Here is a 16,229-nt window from a genome sequence, read left to right as displayed (position 1 = left end):
GCCCCGCAGCCGCATCTCGCCGCCCAGCCCGTGCTCGTCGTCGACTTCGGCGCCCAGTACGCGCAGCTGATCGCGCGGCGCGTCCGCGAGGCGAACGTGTACTCCGAGATCGTCCCGTCCGGCACGACGGCCGCGGAGATCGCCGCCAAGTCGCCGGTCGGGATCATCCTGTCCGGCGGTCCCTCGAGCGTGTACGAGGAGGGGGCGCCGCAGCTCGACCCCGCCATCTTCGACCTCGGCATCCCCGTGCTGGGCATCTGCTACGGCTTCCAGGTGATGGCCAAGACGCTCGGCGGCGAGGTCGCGAACACGGGCCTCCGCGAGTACGGCGCGACCGACGCGTCCGTCTCCGCCGAGGGCGGCGTGCTCCTCGGCGACCAGCCCGTCGACCAGACGGTCTGGATGAGCCACGGCGACCAGGTCTCGAAGGCACCCGCCGGCTTCGACGTGCTCGCCTCGACCGGCTCGACCGCCGTCGCCGCGTTCGGCAGCGACGCGCGCCGCCTCTACGGCGTGCAGTGGCACCCCGAGGTCAAGCACTCGGCGCACGGCCAGGCCGTCATCGAGAACTTCCTGCACCGCGCCGCCGGCATCCCCGCGGACTGGAACTCTTCCAACGTCATCGACGACCAGGTCGCGCTGATCCGCGAGCAGGTCGGCACCGGCCGCGTCATCTGCGGTCTGTCCGGCGGCGTCGACTCCGCCGTCGCCGCGGCGATCGTGCACCGCGCCGTCGGCGACCAGCTGGTCTGCGTCTTCGTCGACCACGGCCTGCTGCGCAAGGACGAGCGCCGCCAGGTCGAGGAGGACTACGTCGCCGCGACCGGCGTCCGGCTCGTCACGGTCGACGCGCGCGAGCAGTTCCTCGACGCGCTCGCCGGTGTCAGCGACCCCGAGCAGAAGCGCAAGATCATCGGCCGCGAGTTCATCCGCACCTTCGAGGGCGCCGCCGAGGCGCTCGTGCTCGAGGCGCAGGGCGAGGGCACGTCGATCGACTTCCTCGTGCAGGGCACGCTCTACCCCGACGTCGTCGAGTCGGGCGGCGGTACGGGCACCGCGAACATCAAGTCGCACCACAACGTCGGCGGCCTCCCCGAGGACCTGCAGTTCGCGCTCGTCGAGCCGCTGCGGACCCTCTTCAAGGACGAGGTCCGCGCCATCGGCCGCGAGCTCGGGCTGCCCGAGACGATCGTCGGCCGCCAGCCGTTCCCCGGCCCCGGCCTCGGCATCCGCATCGTCGGCGAGGTCACCCAGGAGCGGCTCGACCTGCTCCAGGAGGCCGACGCGATCGTCCGCGCCGAGCTCACCGCCGCCGGCCTCGACAGCGAGATCTGGCAGTGCCCGGTCGTGCTGCTCGCCGACGTCCGCTCCGTCGGCGTCCAGGGCGACGGTCGCACCTACGGCCACCCGATCGTGCTGCGCCCCGTCTCCTCCGAGGACGCGATGACGGCCGACTGGACGCGACTGCCCTACGACCTGCTCGCCCGCATCTCCAACCGCATCACCAACGAGGTGAGCGGCGTCAACCGCGTGGTGCTCGACGTGACTTCCAAGCCCCCGGGCACCATCGAGTGGGAGTAGCCGCGACCGCGGTCTGAGAACGGGCCTCCTGCGGGGGCCCGTTCGTCGTCGTGGGCGGGTGGTCCGATGAGCAGGTGATCCCGGCGCGAGAGCGCGCTCGCCCGCGTCGGACGTCGACGGGCGGCCGGATCGCCTGCGAATCGGACGGGGGCGGGCGGGACGGGCGGGTCAGACGGGGGTGTCGAGGACGCCGACGAAGCGGGTGCCGATGCCGTCGTACTCGTCGCGGCGGTGGCCCTCGGGGTGGTGCGGCCACGCGTCGGGCGAGTGGTCCTCGCAGACGAGGAAGCTGAAGTCGGGCCACCACTTCTTCGGGCGGGCCGACTCGGAGCGACCGCAGATGGCGCAGTCCAGGGTCACCCAGACCGGGCGCTTCCCGGTGCGGTTCTCGCGCGACTGGGCGAGCCAGGCGGGCGGATCCTGCTCCAGGGCGACGAGCTCCTCCTCGGAGAGGCGCGTGGGCAGCCCGTGCCGCGTCGCCATCTCGACGGGGATGTCGAGGCGCTGAGCGGCTTCGCGTCGCGTGATCATCGGATCACCCTAGCCGAGCGCCGGGCGGGCGGCCCGGGTGCGCGGCCGGAGCGAGGCCCGCGCGACCAGCCACTCCAGCGGCCCCTGGCCGACGAAGCGGCGCCAGAGCAGGGCGCCGAACACCGCGACGACCGTGAAGGACGCGAGCAGCGTCCAGCTCTGCCAGGCGGCGAAGTCGAAGGGCTCGTAGGGGATCAGGTAGACCGCCAGCGCGACGAGCTGCACGGAGTAGACCGTGAGCGGCATGGCCCCCACCGCGGCGAGCGGCGCGGTGACCGCACGGACGACGGCGAGGCGCGCGGTGAGCGCGGTGAGCGCTCCGATCGCGACGGCCGCGACACCGCCGGCGCCGACGATCTCGGCGGTGGTGCTCGAGTGCGCCTCGACGCTCTCCGGCCCGCCGAGGGCGAGGCCGACACCGTAGCCGAGGACCGCGGCGATCGCGCCGCCGATCACGAGCCAGCGCTGCGTCGTGGCCGAGCGGATGTCGCAGCGCGCGATCAGCAGCCCGAGCATCACATAGGCGAGCCAGGAGGGCACGGGGTAGTACTGCGTCAGCCAGGTGAGCGGCATCCGCGCGAGCAGGGCGTCCTCGGGGGAGAGCGTCGCGATCCAGCCGTTCCCGGTGGTGACGATGCGGTCGACGAGCAGGGGGCCGCCGATCGCGAAGACGGCGGCGAGGACGGCGAGGACCGCGCGCGGCAGGAACATCAGCAGCGCCGCGACGACGAACATCAGGCCGTAGTGCGGCAGGATCACCGCGATCGGCGTGCCGAGCAGGTTCAGCCCCACGCCGATCACGAGCAGGTAGAGGCCGCGGAGGAGGATCGACGCGGTGTCCAGGAGCGGACGGGCCGAGCGCGTCGCTCCGCCGGACATCAGGCCGATCGAGACGCCCGCGAGGACGGCGAAGAGGACGGCGCTGCGGCCGTCCCAGATCATCTCGCGCTCGGCGGGGGCGAGGTGCGCCGCGAACATCCCGAGCACGGCGAGACCGCGGGCGACGTCGAGGCCGACGATGCGGGTCGGAGCGGCGGCCATCATTCCTCCATCGTCTCAAAAGCGGCGGGCGGGGTTGCGCGGCCCGGCCGCTCAACGACGGACGGGCGCCCGACCGGTGAGGTCGAGCGCCCGTCGGGCCGGTCCGGATCGCTCCGGAGCGGACGTGACTACTGGCGGAAGATCGAGATCAGTCGCAGCAGCTCGAGGTACATCCAGACGACGGTGACGAGGATGCCGTAGGCGCCCGTCCAGCCGTAGATGCGCGGGGCACCGTTGCGGACGCCCTGCTGGATGAACTCGAAGTCCATCACGAGGGAGTAGGTGGCGAGCGCGATGGCGATGAGGCCGATCACGATGCCGATGAAGCCGGTGCGGAGACCGAAGCCGCCGCCGACGCCGAACAGGCCGAGGCCGAGGTTGACCAGCGAGAAGACCGCGTAGCTGATCATGCCGATGAAGAAGATCTTGTTCAGCTTCGGCGAGGTGCGGATCTTGCCGTTCATGAACAGCGCCAGGGTGACGCCGATCACGACGACGGTCGCGAGCAGGGCCTGGACGACCGCGCCCTCGTAGGCGCTCTCGAAGAAGCGCGAGATCGCGCCGACTCCGATGCCCTGGAACGCCGCGTAGCCGAGGATCAGGCCCGGCGACGGCACCTTCTTGAAGGCGTTGACGATGCCGAGGACCAGCGCGACGAGCACGGCCGGCAGCATCAGCCCGGGGACGAACCAGCCCACCGCGGCACCCGCGAGGAGCACGACGAAGGCGAGTGCCGTCTTCGCGAGGGTGTCCTCGACGGTCATCCGGTTGGTGTCGGCCGAGCCCGCGGCCGGACGGTTGTACATCTGGTCGAGCGTGCCGGGCGACACGTCCGGGACGTCCTGCACGCGGCCGGCGTAGCCCCGGTTGCTGAACTCCGGACGACCGAACGCCGGGTTGTTGCTTGCCATGGTTCCTCTTCTCTCAGGTGCGCTCGACGGTGACGGACGGATCCGTCGGGACTCGCGGAGCTGAGTCGCTGTGACTGCGGGATCCACCGGCTGCCCTCTCGGGCCGCAGGCGGTAGGTCCACAGTATCTGAGAACATCTCTCAGAGTCTGGCTATTCCCTTCGCGGGAGCCCCGGTTCCGCCCGGAGTCGCCTGCCGCCGCCCGTAGGATCGCCGCATGCCGACCCGTCCCGTCCCGCTCGTCATCGGCCACCGCGGGGCCAGCGGCTACCGCCCGGAGCACACCAGATCGGCCTACGAGCTGGCGATCGCGCTCGGCGCCGACGCCGTCGAGCCGGATCTCGTCGCCTCGCGCGACGGGGTGCTGGTGCTCCGGCACGAGAACGAGATCTCCGGCACGACTGACGTGGAACGTCGACCCGAGTTCGCGCAGCGCCGCACGACGAAGCGCGTCGACGGCAAGGAGATCACGGGCTGGTTCACCGAGGACTTCACCTGGGCCGAGCTGTCGACGCTCCGCGCGCGGGAGCGGCTGCCGGCCGTCCGCGCCTCGAGCGCCACCTTCGACGGGCAGTTCCCGATCCTGCGCTTCAGCGATCTCCTCGCCGTGCTCGACCGGGCGGGGGAGGAGTCGCCCCCGTCGCCGCCGGGGCTCGTCGCCGAGATCAAGCACGCCACGTACTTCGATGCGCTGGGTCTGCCGCTGGACGTCCTCCTCGAGCAGGAGCTGGCCGCGGCGGGCTGGGCGCGCACCGATCCGCGGCTGACGATCGAGAGCTTCGAGAAGACCGTCCTCGAGCGCCTCGCGGTCCGCGGGGTGGGCACCCGGCGCGTCTACCTGATCGAGTCGCGCGGCACTCCGCCCGACCTCGTGGCGGCGCACGGCTCGCGGGCGACGCCCTACGCCGACTTCGTCACTCCCGCCGGCCTCCGCGGACTGGCGGGGACGGTCGACGGCGTCAGCGTCGACAAGAGCATGCTGTTCGGCCGGGACGGCGCGGGGCGGGCCGTGGGGACGAACTCGCTGGTCGCGGACGCGCACGCGGTCGGGCTGCAGGTCTACACGTGGACGCTGCGCGCCGAGAACCGCTTCCTCGAGAAGGTGCACCGCGTCGGCCGCGAGCCGGAGGCGTACGGCGCCTGGCAGGACGAGTTCCGCGCGATCCTGCGCACCGGGATCGACGGGGTGTTCGCGGACCAGCCTGACCTGGCCATCGAGGCGCGCGCCGCCGAGGACGACGCCTGGGCGGGGTCCGCCGGCTGACCACGATCGCGCGGTCCGGCGAGTGCGCAGGCGACCGGGAGCCTCCGCTGGCATCATCGGGCCGACGACCCCGCCGCCCGGCGCCCCCGCCGGTGCCGACCGACCCCGCCCCGCGCATCCCGAGAGGAGCCCGACCGTGAAGACCCGCGCCCGCATCACCCGCCGCTGGATCGTGTTCGCCGTGCTCGCCGCGCTCGGGGTCGCCGTGGTCTACGGGCTCGCCGTGCTCACCCCGCAGGGGCAGGCGGCCGAGAACTCCGGGCTGCGCGGCGCGGACCTGGTCTTCGGCCGGGCCACCGGCACCGCGGCGGGGGCGCTCGCCGACGTCACCCCGGTGTCGATGATCGGCGGTGCGCTGCTGGTCGCGGCGATCGCGCTGATCCGCCGGCGTCCGGCGCTGGCGCTCGCCTCCGTCGGCTCGATCGTCGTCACGGCCGGGCTGACGCAGCTGCTGAAGAACGTGGTGCTCGAGCGGCCGCTGCTCGTGGAGACCGACTCCTGGTACACCGGCGGCAGCTTCCCGAGCGGGCACACCGCGGCGGCGGTGTCGGTGGTCTTCGCGCTGGCGATGGTCGTCCCGGGGCGCGGACGCACGGTCGTGCTGGCGATCGGCGGTGCCGTGGTGGTGCTGGTCGGGAATCTGACGATGGCCGCCTCCTGGCACCGCGCGAGCGACGTGCTGGGCGCCGATCTGGTCGGTCTCGCCTCCGCCTCCCTGGCCTGCGCCTGGCTGTCGACGCGGGCGCAGGTGGGGCGGGCGCCGCGGAAGCCGCCGCGCCGGACGGTGCTGCGCGTGCTGCTGATCTGCTCGGTCGTGCTCGTGCTGACGCTCGGGGCGCTCGCCGTGCAGGGCATCCAGTACTACCCCGACGACACCAAGGACCTCACGGCGTTCGTGCTGCTGCAGGTGCTCGCGGTGGCGACCTCGACGGTCGCGGTGGTCGGCTTCGCGCTGGCCTGGCGCGGGCTCGACATCGGCGGGCCGCTCTCCGCGCCCGTGCGGCGGCCGCGCGCCGCCTGATCGGAGCCCGACCGCGCGGCGTCCCGCGGCGGGGTGTCGGAGGCGCGATCTACACTCGGAGGGACATGAGCCTCCTCTTCGATCCGAGCGATTCCCGCGCCACCCCGGTCATCGTCGGCGCGCCCGGCGGGCCCTCCGGCGACTCCGCGCGCACCGACCCCGAGCACGAGCGCCTGGTCGCAGGACTCAACCCGCAGCAGCGCGAGGCGGTCGAGTACCGCGGCGACGCGCTGCTCATCGTCGCGGGCGCCGGGTCCGGCAAGACCAGCGTGCTGACGCGGCGCATCGCGAGCCTGCTCGGCAGCGGCGAGGCCTGGCCCAGCCAGATCCTCGCGATCACCTTCACCAACAAGGCGGCCGCCGAGATGCGCGAGCGCGTCGAGAAGATCGTCGGCCAGGCGGCCGAGGGCATGTGGATCTCGACGTTCCACTCCGCCTGCGTGCGGATCCTGCGGCGCGAGGCCGAGAACTTCGGGATGACCTCCTCGTTCACCATCTACGACTCGGGCGACCAGCGGGCGCTGCTCAAGCGGATCGTGAAGGACCTCGAGGCGGACTCGCTCGGCATCACGGTCGCGAGCGCCTCGTCGAAGATCTCGAAGCTCAAGAACGAGCTCGCCGACGTCGACTCCTACGCGCGGACCGCGAACATGAGCGACCCGAACGAGGAGATGTTCCTTCAGGTCTTCCGCGCCTACTCGCGTGCGCTCGAGAGCGCGAACGCCTTCGACTTCGACGACCTGATCGCGCAGACGGTCTACCTCTTCCGCGCGTTCCCGCACGTCGCGGCGAAGTACCAGCGCCGCTTCCGGCACGTGATGGTCGACGAGTACCAGGACACGAACCACGCGCAGTACTCGCTGATCCACGAGCTGACCCGGGCCGTGCCGCCCGCGACGATCGCGGCGGCCGCCTTCGACCGGCCCTACCGCGGCCCGGTGACGGCCGACGGCTCGATCCCCGGCGCCTCGCTCACGGTCGTTGGCGACTCGGACCAGTCGATCTACGCGTTCCGCGGGGCGGACATCCGCAACATCGTCGAATTCGAGCGCGACTTCCCCGGCTGCCGGGTGATCCTGCTCGAGCAGAACTACCGCTCCACCCAGAACATCCTCTCGGCCGCGAACGCCGTCATCTCGAACAACTTCGACCGCCGTGCGAAGAACCTCTGGTCGGCCAGCGGCGAGGGCGAGAAGATCATCGGCTACACCGGGTACTCCGGCCACGACGAGGCGCAGTTCGTAGTCGACGAGATCGCGCGGATCCACGCGGCCGGCACCGGCTACGACGAGATCGCGGTGTTCTACCGCACCAACGCGCAGACCCGCGCGCTGGAGGAGATCTTCATCCGCTCCGCCCTGCCCTACCGGATCCTCGGCGGCACCAAGTTCTACGAGCGCGCCGAGATCAAGGACGCGCTCGCGTACCTGATCACGGTCGCGAACCCGGCCGACGTGCTGGCGCTGCGGCGGATCATGAACACGCCCAAGCGCGGCATCGGCCCGGCGACGGAGGCGCAGCTGCAGTCCTTCGCGGACACCAACGCGGTGACCCTCCGCGAGGCGATGCGCAACGCCGGGTCGCTGGGCATGGGGCCGAAGGTGACGAAGGCGATCGTCGACCTCGCGACGCTGCTCGACGAGTGCGCCCTGATGCTCGACCCGGCGCGGCCCGAGGGCGAGGCGAAGGTGCACGAGGTGCTGTCGGCGCTGCTGTCCCGCAGCGGCTACATCGACATGCTCCGCGCCAGCCGCGACCCGCAGGACGAGGCGCGCGCCGAGAACGTCGACGAGCTGATCGCCGTGACGAAGGAGTTCGCGCGGAACAACCCCGACGGCGGTCTCGTCGACTTCCTGACCGAGGTGTCGCTCGTCGCCGCGGCGGACGACCTGGACGACGACTCCGGGACCGTGTCGCTGATGACCCTGCACACCGCGAAGGGGCTCGAGTACGACGCGGTGTTCCTCACCGGCATCGAGGAGGACCTGCTCCCGCACCGCATCTCGGCGAACGAGCCGGGCGGCCCGGCGGAGGAGCGGCGGCTGTTCTACGTGGGCATCACCCGCGCGCGCAAGCGGCTCTACCTCTCGCTCGCGATGACTCGCGCGCAGTACGGCGAGACCTCGGTCGCGATGCCCAGCCGGTTCCTCCAGGAGATCCCGGCCGAGCTGATCGAGTGGCGCCAGTCGCCGGGGGCGGCAACCTCTCGCGGCGGCACCCAGCCGCGGGCGCTGAACGCGCAGCGGCCCGGGTTCGGCCGCTCGAAGTCGAACACCGAGTTCCGCCAGGCGCTCGCCGCGGCGCCGAAGGCGAAGGGCGAGTTCCCCAACCGGATCACCGGGATGGTGCGCGACAACGGCGACCTCGAGCTGATCGCGGGCGACCGCATCCGGCACACCGACTTCGGCGAGGGCCGCGTGAACGCGGTCACCGGCGAGGGCAGCAAGCGGGTCGCGCACGTGCTCTTCGACCAGGTCGGCGCCAAGAAGCTGCTGATCAAGGTCGCGCCCATCGAGAAGATCTGAGCCGGTCGGAATGCCCCGTGCCGGTCGACGAGTCGTGAGCCGCTTCAGGGGCACTGCGGCCGACACCGCGACGAGCGGACGCGGGCCGCTCGCGGCGCGGGTGGCGACGGAGGCGTTCGCGCCGCCGGTGCTGGCGATGGTCGTCCCGCTGATCGTGGGCGCGCGGGTCGCGGACCCGCCGCTGCTCGGCGTGGCCTGGGGAGCACTCGCGGCGCTGTTCGTGGGCGTGCTGCCGTACCTCGTGGTGCGGCTGCTGATGCGCGCGGGGCGGATCCGCGGCGATCACCACGTGCCGGTCCGCCGCGAGCGGGCCCTGCCGATCGGGCTCGCGCTGGTCTCGATCGTGGTCGGGCTCGTGCTGCTCGCCGTGCTCGGCGCGCCGGCCGCGGTGACGACGTTCGGCGTGGTGACGGTGGCGGTGCTCACGGTGATCGGGATCGTCAACCTCGGCTGGAAGCTGTCGGGGCACGCCGCGGTCGTCGCGACCTGCGCGGTGGTGGTGCTGATCGCCTACGGCCCGTGGTCGCTGCTGATCACCGTGCCGATCGCGCTCTGGACCGGCTGGTCGCGCGTGCGCCTCGGCGCGCACACTCCCGCTCAGGTGATCGCGGGCGCCCTGGTCGGCGCCGTGCTCGCCTCGCTCGTCTGGTCCCTCCTGAGCTGACCCCCTCCGCGAGATGCCACTTGTGCACGCTCGACACGGCGTGTCGCGTGCACAAGTGGCATCTCGCGGCGGGGGAGGGGGTTACTTGTCGCAGGCGATGCCGTCGCCGTCGCGGTCGAGGTCGTACTCGTCGGGGCCGACGACCGTGACCGGGCCCTGGATGTAGACGGGGCCGTCGCCCTCTCCGGAGGCGCAGTCGCCGTCGGAGGCGATGGGGACGCACTCGCCGGCGTAGCTGGGGTGGCAGCCGGCGTCGGCTGCCGCGGCGACCGGGGCGGGGGCCGGGGCCAGCGTGCCGACGCGGGTGACGTCGTCGACGGCGGGTGTGGTGACCGCCTCCGACAGCTGCGCGCGGGAGACCTCGACGCCGTCGTGCTTGACGACCTCGAAGGTGCGGGTGAGCACGCCGTCGATGCCCGCCACGACGGTGCTCGTGCCCTGCGCGGCGCTCGGGTCGTCCTCGGTGCGGGAGGATCTGGCGATCGGGGCGGTCTCGGTGACCTGCTCGGTCGTGATCACGACGGTGGGGGTCGGGGTCGGGGTTGGCGTCGGCGTGCGGGTGGGCGCCGGCGTGGTCGTGCGAGTCGGAGCGGCGGCGAACGACGCCGGGCTCTCGGACCCGGACGCCACGGCCTGCTCGTCGGCCGGTGCCGACGCGGACGTGGATCCGAACGCGGAGGTGCTCAGGACGAGCACGAGCATCGCGGCGGCCCCCGTCATCGCTGAGGCGCGGCGGCGGCGCGGCAGTCCGAGCCAGGTCGGCCGGCGCAGGAGCACGCCGTAGGCCGCCGTGATCAGCACGACGAGAGCAATCATCATCAGCGCCGACCAGGGCCCGCCCGTCAGCCAGGCGACGAGGGCGAGGAAGGCGGTGATGCCGCCGACGACCCACTGCAGCGGCGTGAGGCGGAGGCGGGTGAGCCGCAGCGATCCCGCCCGCAGCGGCCGGCGCCCGGACGGGCTGCGGTCCGCAGAGGCGTGGGCGGCGGGAACGCTGTCCTGCGGCCGGCCCGCGGACCGGAGGAGGGCGGGCAGGGCGGCCGCCCGCCGGCGGACGGCGGAACGCGGATCGACGGAGCGGGCGTTCCGGCGGGCGCGACCCGGCAGATCGGGCGGGAGGTGCGGGTGGCGGGGGCTCATCATCGTTTCTTCCTGGTGGCGCGGCGGACGCCTCAGCATGCCCCACCCGCGCCCCTCCCCGTGTCCCCCTTACAGGGCAGACTCTGCACAGCGCTCCCGAGCTCGCCTTTCCGCGAGATGCCACTTATGAGCGCGACACGCCGTGAGAGGCGTGCACAAGTGGCATCTCGCGGAGGGGACGCAGGGGTCAGGAGTACTGGGCGACGAGCTCGCGCTTCAGGATCTTGCCGCTCGGGCCGAGGGGGAGAGTCTCGACGAGCTCGATACGGCGCGGGAACTTGAAAGCGGCGAGGTGCTCGTTCGCGTAGGCGATCAGCTCCTCCGCGGTCGCCGTCGCCGAGGGCAGCAGCACGACGGCGGCCATGATCTCCTGGCCGTGCTTCTCATCGGGGACGCCGAAGACGGCGGCGTTGGCCACGGCGGAGTGCCCGATCAGGACCTCCTCGACCTCGCGCGGGTACACGTTGTAGCCGTTGCGGATGATCATGTCCTTGGTCCGGTCGAGGATGCGGATGTAGTCCTCCTCGTCCTTGGTGCCGAGGTCGCCGGTGCGGAACCAGCCGTCGACGACCGCGGCGGCCGACGCCTCCGGGTTGCCGAGGTAGCCCTTCATCAGGTTGTGGCCGCGGACCACGATCTCGCCCAGCTCGCCGCGGGGGAGCAGCTCGATCCGGTCGACGACCTCGGCGCGGGCGACCTCGACGTCCACGCCCCAGATCGGTGTGCCGACGGTGCCGGCGCGCGGCGGGACGCCGACGTGGTTGAAGGTGGCGACGGGGGAGGTCTCGGTCAGGCCGTAGCCCTCGTAGATCTCGACGCCGAACACCTCGCGGAACCGCTCGATCACGGCGACGGGCAGGGCCGCTCCTCCGGAGACCGCGTAGCGCAGCGGCGGGCGGTCCTCACGGCGGGTCGCGGCGTCGAGCAGCGCGACGTACATCGTCGGCACGCCCTCGAACACGGTGCACTCGTGCGCGATCATCGCCTCGAGCGCCGCGTCGCCGTCGAACTTGGGCACGAGCACCACGGTCGCCGCGGTGCGGAACGCGGTGTTCATCGCGCAGACCTGGCCGAAGGTGTGGAAGAGCGGCAGCGCGCCGAGGACCACGTCGCCCTGGTGCAGGTCGAAGGTGTTCATCAGGAGCACGTCGGACTGCGAGACGATCGCGAAGTGCGTGCCCTCGGCTCCCTTGGGCCGGCCGGTGGTGCCGCTGGTGTAGAGGATCGTCGCGGTGTCGAACGGCGAGCGCGGCACGTAGGTGTCGACCGGCGTCGCGTCGGCGGCGAGGTCCTCGAGGCGGGGGAAGGGGCTCTCGGTGCCGTCGGGCACCAGCACGCTCAGCACGGGGACGTCGGCCAGGGCCGCTCCGGCGGCGCCCTCGGCCAGCAGCGGGGCGGCGCAGATCAGCGCGGTCGCTCCGGAGTCGCGCAGCACGTAGGCGATCTCGTCGTGCTTGAGCAGCGCGTGCACGGGCACCACGACGGCGCCCAGGGCGAGGACGGCGAAGTAGCCGCGCGGGAAGTCGGGGACGTTGGGGATCAGCAGGGCGACCCGGTCGCCGGGGCCGATGCCCTGCGCGCGGAGAGCTCCGGCGTAGGCGCGGGTCTGCTCCCAGAGGGTCCCGTAGTCGATCGCCTGCGGGCCGACCCGGACCGCGATCGTCGTCGGCGTGCGGCGGGCCGCCTCCGCCAGGATCGCCGCGACCGAGACGCTGCCGAACCCGGCTGTGGGCGGGGGTGCGGCGGGTGCCTCGGTGGTGCGCGGTTCGGTGATGCTCATCGGGGCTCCAGTCGTCGTTGACCGCCGCGGCGCGTTCGCCGGGTGCTTCACGGTAGATCCGCCGGGGGCGGCGTTCAAGCGCTGCGCATCGGATGCTCAGCGTGCCCTCCCTCTGCGGCAGCGCGGCGGCAGGCGGGTGGTGGTCGTCGGCGAGGGAGCGGATCCCGCCGGAGACAAGGGCCTGCACCCGAGCACGGCCGCCCGTACAGTCGAGGCGACGACGGAGGAGGCGCTCATGCGCGGCGAGGCGACGCTCTACACCGAGACGATCGCGACGGCGCCGTTCGCGCTGGCCGTCATCGCGGAGGCGACCGGCTCGCGGGTGGTCGGCGCGCGCACCGCGGATGCGCACGTCCCGCTCTACAGCGGCCCGACCAGCGCGCGGGTCTCGGTCGCGGGCTTCGGCGACAGCGTGCCGATCAGCGTCGACGTCCGGGACGAGCGCGGGCAGGACGAGGCACGCGCCGCCGCGCAGGCGCTCGGGTTGGAGCTCGCCGCCTACGCGGGCTGGACGATCACGGCCGGCTTCTGAGACCCCGGTCGGACTCCGCGCGCACCCGGGCCAGGAAGAACCGGCTCGGCGCGGTGCGCACCGCGGTCGGCAGGACGCGGTAGACGGCGAAGGTGCGGGCGAGCGCCCGGTCGAACCGCCTCTGCTGCCGGGCGCTCCAGCGGAAGCCGAACGGCGCGCGGAGCTCCGGGGGCAGGAGGCCCGCCGTCATCAGGCGGAGGTAGGGGCCGACCGGGCGCAGCCACCAGGCGGCGATCCCGCCGTCGAGCAGATCGTGGGCGACCCGGCGCGCGGCGGGCGTGACCTCGAGCCGGGCGAGCTCCCGCTCCCAGTAGGCGTCGAACGACGCGCGGGAGTCGGGCCACAGCTCCTCGGGCATCTGCAGCGCGGTGCCGACGACGCGGGAGCGGTGCACGATCTCGTCCGCCTCCTCGCGGCCGAGCGGGCCGAAGGCGCCCTCGTGGAGCTGGAGCATCGACTGGGTGATCGTCGCGGCGACCCAGCGCTGGAGCTCTGGATCGAACGCGGTGTAGCCGGGGCCGCGGACCGGCGCGTGCGCGCGGTTCACCCGGCGCTGGACCGAGCGGACGTCCTCGGGGCTGCCGAACTGCAGGGCGTAGAGGTAGGAGAGGGTGCCGAACAGCCGGCCGAGCGCGCGGTGGACGAAGTCGGAGTGCTCGGCGACGCCGGCGCCGACCGCGGGGTGCGCGATCTGCAGGAGGATGGCGCGCGCGCCCGCGACGAGGAAGACGCCCTCGCGGAAGACGTCGCGGTCGGCGGGTGCGCGCAGGGGCATCCCTCCACGGTACGCGGGGCAGGTCCCTCCACACGCGGCGATCCGGTGGTCCCTCCACAGTCCGCCGCTGCGCGCCCCGCGGCGCAGGAACGCCTCGCGGGGTCCGGAGTAGAGTTGGCGCGGCCCAGGAAGAGTGCCGACACAGAACCGTGCCGAGACTCCGGACAGCGCAGCGGACCACCAGCGCGGATCCGGACAGCACGGACCGCCGGCGCCGTGGGCCGACCTCGGACTCGGAACGCAAGCGCGCTCGGCGCGGAATGGGAATGCAGCGTGGATCTCTTCGAATACCAGGCCCGTGATCTGTTCGAGAAGTACGGCGTGCCCGTGCTCCCCGGCATCATCGCCGACACGCCGGAGGAGGTGCGCGCCGCGGCGGAGAAGCTGGGCGGCGTCACCGTCGTCAAGGCGCAGGTCAAGATCGGCGGCCGCGGCAAGGCGGGCGGCGTGAAGGTCGCGAAGACCGCGGACGACGCGTTCGAGGCGGCGAAGTCGATCCTCGGCCTGGACATCAAGGGCCACGTCGTCAAGCGCGTCATGGTCGCCGGTGGCGCCCGCATCGACCGCGAGTTCTACTTCTCGGTCCTGCTCGACCGGGCGAACCGCTCCTACCTCTCGCTCACCTCCTACGAGGGCGGCATGGAGATCGAGCAGCTCGCCGTCGAGCGCCCCGAGGCGCTCGCGCGCGTCGAGGTCGTCCCCGGCCAGGGCATCGACCAGGCCAAGGCCGAGGAGATCGCCCGCGCGGCGAAGTTCCCGGAGGAGCTCATCGCCAAGGTCGCCCCCGTGCTCGTCAAGCTCTACGACGTCTACACCGGTGAGGACGCGACGCTCGTCGAGGTCAACCCGCTCGTGCTCACCGAGGAGGGCGACATCGTCGCGCTCGACGGCAAGGTCTCGATCGACGAGAACGCCGGCTTCCGCCACCCCGAGCACGCCGCGCTGGAGGACAAGGACGCGGCCGACCCGCTCGAGGCCAAGGCCAAGGAGAACGACCTCAACTACGTGAAGCTCGACGGCGAGGTCGGCATCATCGGCAACGGCGCGGGCCTGGTCATGTCCACGCTCGACGTCGTCGCCTACGCCGGCGAGAAGCACAAGGGCGTGAAGCCCGCCAACTTCCTCGACATCGGCGGCGGAGCCTCCGCCCAGGTGATGGCGAACGGCCTCGACGTGATCCTCGGCGACGAGCAGGTCAAGAGCGTCTTCGTCAACGTCTTCGGCGGCATCACCGCCTGCGACGCGGTCGCCAACGGCATCCTGCAGGCCCTCGAGATCCTCGGCGACTCGGCGACCAAGCCGCTCGTCGTGCGCCTCGACGGCAACAAGGTGGAGGAGGGCCGCGCGATCCTCGAGGCCGCCGCCAACCCGCTCATCACCCTGGCCGCGACGATGGACGAGGGCGCCGACAAGGCCGCCGCACTCGCCGCCGCGTAACGACCCCCTCGACTCAAGGAATCAGAGAACAAGCATGTCGATCTTCCTCAACAAGGACTCCAAGGTCATCGTCCAGGGCATCACCGGCGGCGAGGGCACCAAGCACACCGCGCTGATGCTCAAGGCCGGCACGAACGTCGTCGGCGGCGTCAACGCCCGGAAGGCCGGCACGACCGTCACCCACGGCGACGTCGAGCTGCCCGTCTTCGGCACCGTCAAGGAGGCCATCGAGGCCACCGGCGCCGACGTCTCGATCGCGTTCGTCCCGCCCGCCTTCTCGAAGGACGCCGTCATCGAGGCGATCGACGCCGAGATCGGGCTCCTCGTCGTCATCACCGAGGGCATCCCGGTGCAGGACTCGGCCGAGTTCTGGGCCTACGCGCAGGAGAAGGGCAACAAGACCCGGATCATCGGCCCGAACTGCCCCGGCATCATCACGCCGGGCGAGTCGCTCGTGGGCATCACCCCCGCGACGATCACCGGCAAGGGTCCGATCGGCCTCGTCTCGAAGTCGGGCACGCTGACCTACCAGATGATGTACGAGCTGCGCGATCTGGGCTTCTCGACCGCCATCGGCATCGGCGGCGACCCGATCATCGGCACCACGCACATCGACGCCCTCGCGGCGTTCGAGGCGGACCCCGAGACCAAGGCGATCGTCATGATCGGCGAGATCGGCGGCGACGCCGAGGAGCGCGCGGCCGACTTCATCAAGGCGAATGTCACCAAGCCGGTCGTCGGCTACGTCGCGGGCTTCACGGCTCCCGAGGGCAAGACCATGGGCCACGCCGGCGCCATCGTCTCCGGCTCCGCGGGCACCGCGCAGGCGAAGAAGGAGGCCCTCGAGGCCGCCGGAGTCCGCGTGGGCAAGACGCCCTCCGAGACGGCCGACCTGCTCCGCGAGGTCTACGCGGCGCTGTAGCGCACCCACGTCCCGCGCGCGCCGCGGGACACGATCGGACGGGACCCTCTGCCTCGGCAGGGGGTCCCGTCGGTCGTTCGGGCCCCCGGCGGCGGTAGCGTGCAGG

Annotated in this window: 14 protein-coding genes; 8 read left to right on the top strand and 6 right to left on the bottom strand. The window is 72.4% G+C overall.

Annotated elements, in window-relative coordinates:
- The first annotated feature begins 30 nt into the window (after window positions 1-30).
- Entirely contained in the window at window positions 31-1,581 is a 1,551-nt protein-coding gene (guaA, locus tag EDF43_RS06495; RefSeq protein ID WP_207901639.1) for a glutamine-hydrolyzing GMP synthase, read from the top strand.
- Window positions 1,582-1,749: 168 nt separating this feature from the next.
- Here guaA and EDF43_RS06490 read toward each other — a convergent pair whose 3' ends face one another.
- The 3 genes from EDF43_RS06490 to EDF43_RS06480 all read right to left on the bottom strand — a co-directional run bounded on the left by EDF43_RS06490 (window position 1,750) and on the right by EDF43_RS06480 (window position 4,064).
- Window positions 1,750-2,112, bottom strand: coding sequence for a hypothetical protein (locus tag EDF43_RS06490; protein ID WP_123445101.1), 363 nt, complete (start codon window positions 2,110-2,112; stop codon window positions 1,750-1,752).
- Between the two features lie 9 nt (window positions 2,113-2,121).
- A complete protein-coding gene (locus EDF43_RS06485) occupies window positions 2,122-3,156 on the bottom strand; it encodes a DUF418 domain-containing protein (RefSeq protein WP_132436016.1) in 1,035 nt (344 codons plus the stop codon).
- Window positions 3,157-3,281: 125 nt separating this feature from the next.
- A complete protein-coding gene (locus EDF43_RS06480; RefSeq protein ID WP_123735059.1) occupies window positions 3,282-4,064 on the bottom strand; it encodes a Bax inhibitor-1/YccA family protein in 783 nt (260 codons plus the stop codon).
- 216 nt (window positions 4,065-4,280) lie between these two features.
- Between EDF43_RS06480 and EDF43_RS06475 the strand changes: the two genes are divergently transcribed.
- From EDF43_RS06475 to EDF43_RS06460, 4 genes are all read left to right on the top strand, one after another.
- The gene (locus EDF43_RS06475) at window positions 4,281-5,327 is read left to right on the top strand and encodes a glycerophosphodiester phosphodiesterase family protein (RefSeq protein ID WP_132436015.1); all 1,047 of its coding nucleotides are present in this window, start codon (window positions 4,281-4,283) and stop codon (window positions 5,325-5,327) included.
- A gap of 136 nt (window positions 5,328-5,463) precedes the next feature.
- Window positions 5,464-6,348, top strand: a complete 885-nt coding sequence (locus tag EDF43_RS06470; RefSeq protein WP_123733753.1) for a phosphatase PAP2 family protein — start codon at window positions 5,464-5,466, stop codon at window positions 6,346-6,348.
- Between the two features lie 65 nt (window positions 6,349-6,413).
- Window positions 6,414-8,873: a UvrD-helicase domain-containing protein gene (locus EDF43_RS06465; protein ID WP_123445106.1), complete on the top strand. Its 2,460-nt coding sequence runs from the start codon at window positions 6,414-6,416 to the stop codon at window positions 8,871-8,873.
- A gap of 34 nt (window positions 8,874-8,907) precedes the next feature.
- Window positions 8,908-9,537, top strand: a complete 630-nt coding sequence (locus EDF43_RS06460; protein ID WP_132436014.1) for a phosphatase PAP2 family protein — start codon at window positions 8,908-8,910, stop codon at window positions 9,535-9,537.
- Window positions 9,538-9,618: 81 nt separating this feature from the next.
- Here the strand turns inward: EDF43_RS06460 and EDF43_RS22285 are convergent, their stop codons facing one another.
- Together EDF43_RS22285 and EDF43_RS06450 are read right to left on the bottom strand one after the other, a co-directional pair.
- Window positions 9,619-10,680: a G5 domain-containing protein gene (locus EDF43_RS22285; RefSeq protein WP_243646238.1), complete on the bottom strand. Its 1,062-nt coding sequence runs from the start codon at window positions 10,678-10,680 to the stop codon at window positions 9,619-9,621.
- A 184-nt stretch (window positions 10,681-10,864) separates the two neighbouring features.
- Window positions 10,865-12,457, bottom strand: coding sequence for a long-chain fatty acid--CoA ligase (locus EDF43_RS06450; RefSeq protein WP_132436013.1), 1,593 nt, complete (start codon window positions 12,455-12,457; stop codon window positions 10,865-10,867).
- A 139-nt stretch (window positions 12,458-12,596) separates the two neighbouring features.
- Here EDF43_RS06450 and EDF43_RS06445 point away from each other — a divergent pair, with 139 nt between their 5' ends.
- Complete coding sequence (locus EDF43_RS06445) at window positions 12,597-12,989, top strand: hypothetical protein (RefSeq protein ID WP_132436012.1); 393 nt, start codon at window positions 12,597-12,599, stop codon at window positions 12,987-12,989.
- On the opposite strand, the gene EDF43_RS06440 is transcribed toward EDF43_RS06445, so the two are convergent.
- A complete protein-coding gene (locus EDF43_RS06440; RefSeq protein WP_132436011.1) occupies window positions 12,973-13,764 on the bottom strand; it encodes an oxygenase MpaB family protein in 792 nt (263 codons plus the stop codon). The genes EDF43_RS06445 and EDF43_RS06440 overlap by 17 nt on opposite strands.
- Before the next feature lie 273 nt (window positions 13,765-14,037).
- On the opposite strand from EDF43_RS06440, the gene sucC reads away from it, so the two are divergent.
- Together sucC and sucD are read left to right on the top strand one after the other, a co-directional pair.
- Window positions 14,038-15,201, top strand: a complete 1,164-nt coding sequence (gene sucC, locus EDF43_RS06435; protein WP_123702180.1) for an ADP-forming succinate--CoA ligase subunit beta — start codon at window positions 14,038-14,040, stop codon at window positions 15,199-15,201.
- 34 nt (window positions 15,202-15,235) lie between these two features.
- Window positions 15,236-16,123, top strand: a complete 888-nt coding sequence (gene sucD / locus EDF43_RS06430) for a succinate--CoA ligase subunit alpha (RefSeq protein WP_123445113.1) — start codon at window positions 15,236-15,238, stop codon at window positions 16,121-16,123.
- Window positions 16,124-16,229: the final 106 nt, after the last annotated feature.

Source organism: Rathayibacter sp. PhB179 (assembly GCF_004345345.1).
GTDB lineage: Bacteria > Actinomycetota > Actinomycetes > Actinomycetales > Microbacteriaceae > Rathayibacter > Rathayibacter festucae.
The sequence above is the reverse complement of the archived record's forward strand: the minus strand, read 5'-3'. Positions and strand labels throughout refer to the sequence as shown.

Bases quoted from the DNA above. Each gene is read 5' to 3' on its own strand.
- EDF43_RS06440 (WP_132436011.1), bottom strand. From the start codon at position 13,764: ATGCCCCTGCGCGCACCCGCCGACCGCGACGTCTTCCGCGAGGGCGTC.
- EDF43_RS06480 (WP_123735059.1), bottom strand. From the start codon at position 4,064: ATGGCAAGCAACAACCCGGCGTTCGGTCGTCCGGAGTTCAGCAACCGG.
- EDF43_RS06490 (WP_123445101.1), bottom strand. From the start codon at position 2,112: ATGATCACGCGACGCGAAGCCGCTCAGCGCCTCGACATCCCCGTCGAG.
- EDF43_RS06450 (WP_132436013.1), bottom strand. From the start codon at position 12,457: ATGAGCATCACCGAACCGCGCACCACCGAGGCACCCGCCGCACCCCCG.
- EDF43_RS06485 (WP_132436016.1), bottom strand. From the start codon at position 3,156: ATGATGGCCGCCGCTCCGACCCGCATCGTCGGCCTCGACGTCGCCCGC.
- EDF43_RS06475 (WP_132436015.1), top strand. From the start codon at position 4,281: ATGCCGACCCGTCCCGTCCCGCTCGTCATCGGCCACCGCGGGGCCAGC.
- EDF43_RS06465 (WP_123445106.1), top strand. From the start codon at position 6,414: ATGAGCCTCCTCTTCGATCCGAGCGATTCCCGCGCCACCCCGGTCATC.
- EDF43_RS22285 (WP_243646238.1), bottom strand. From the start codon at position 10,680: ATGATGAGCCCCCGCCACCCGCACCTCCCGCCCGATCTGCCGGGTCGC.
- sucD (WP_123445113.1), top strand. From the start codon at position 15,236: ATGTCGATCTTCCTCAACAAGGACTCCAAGGTCATCGTCCAGGGCATC.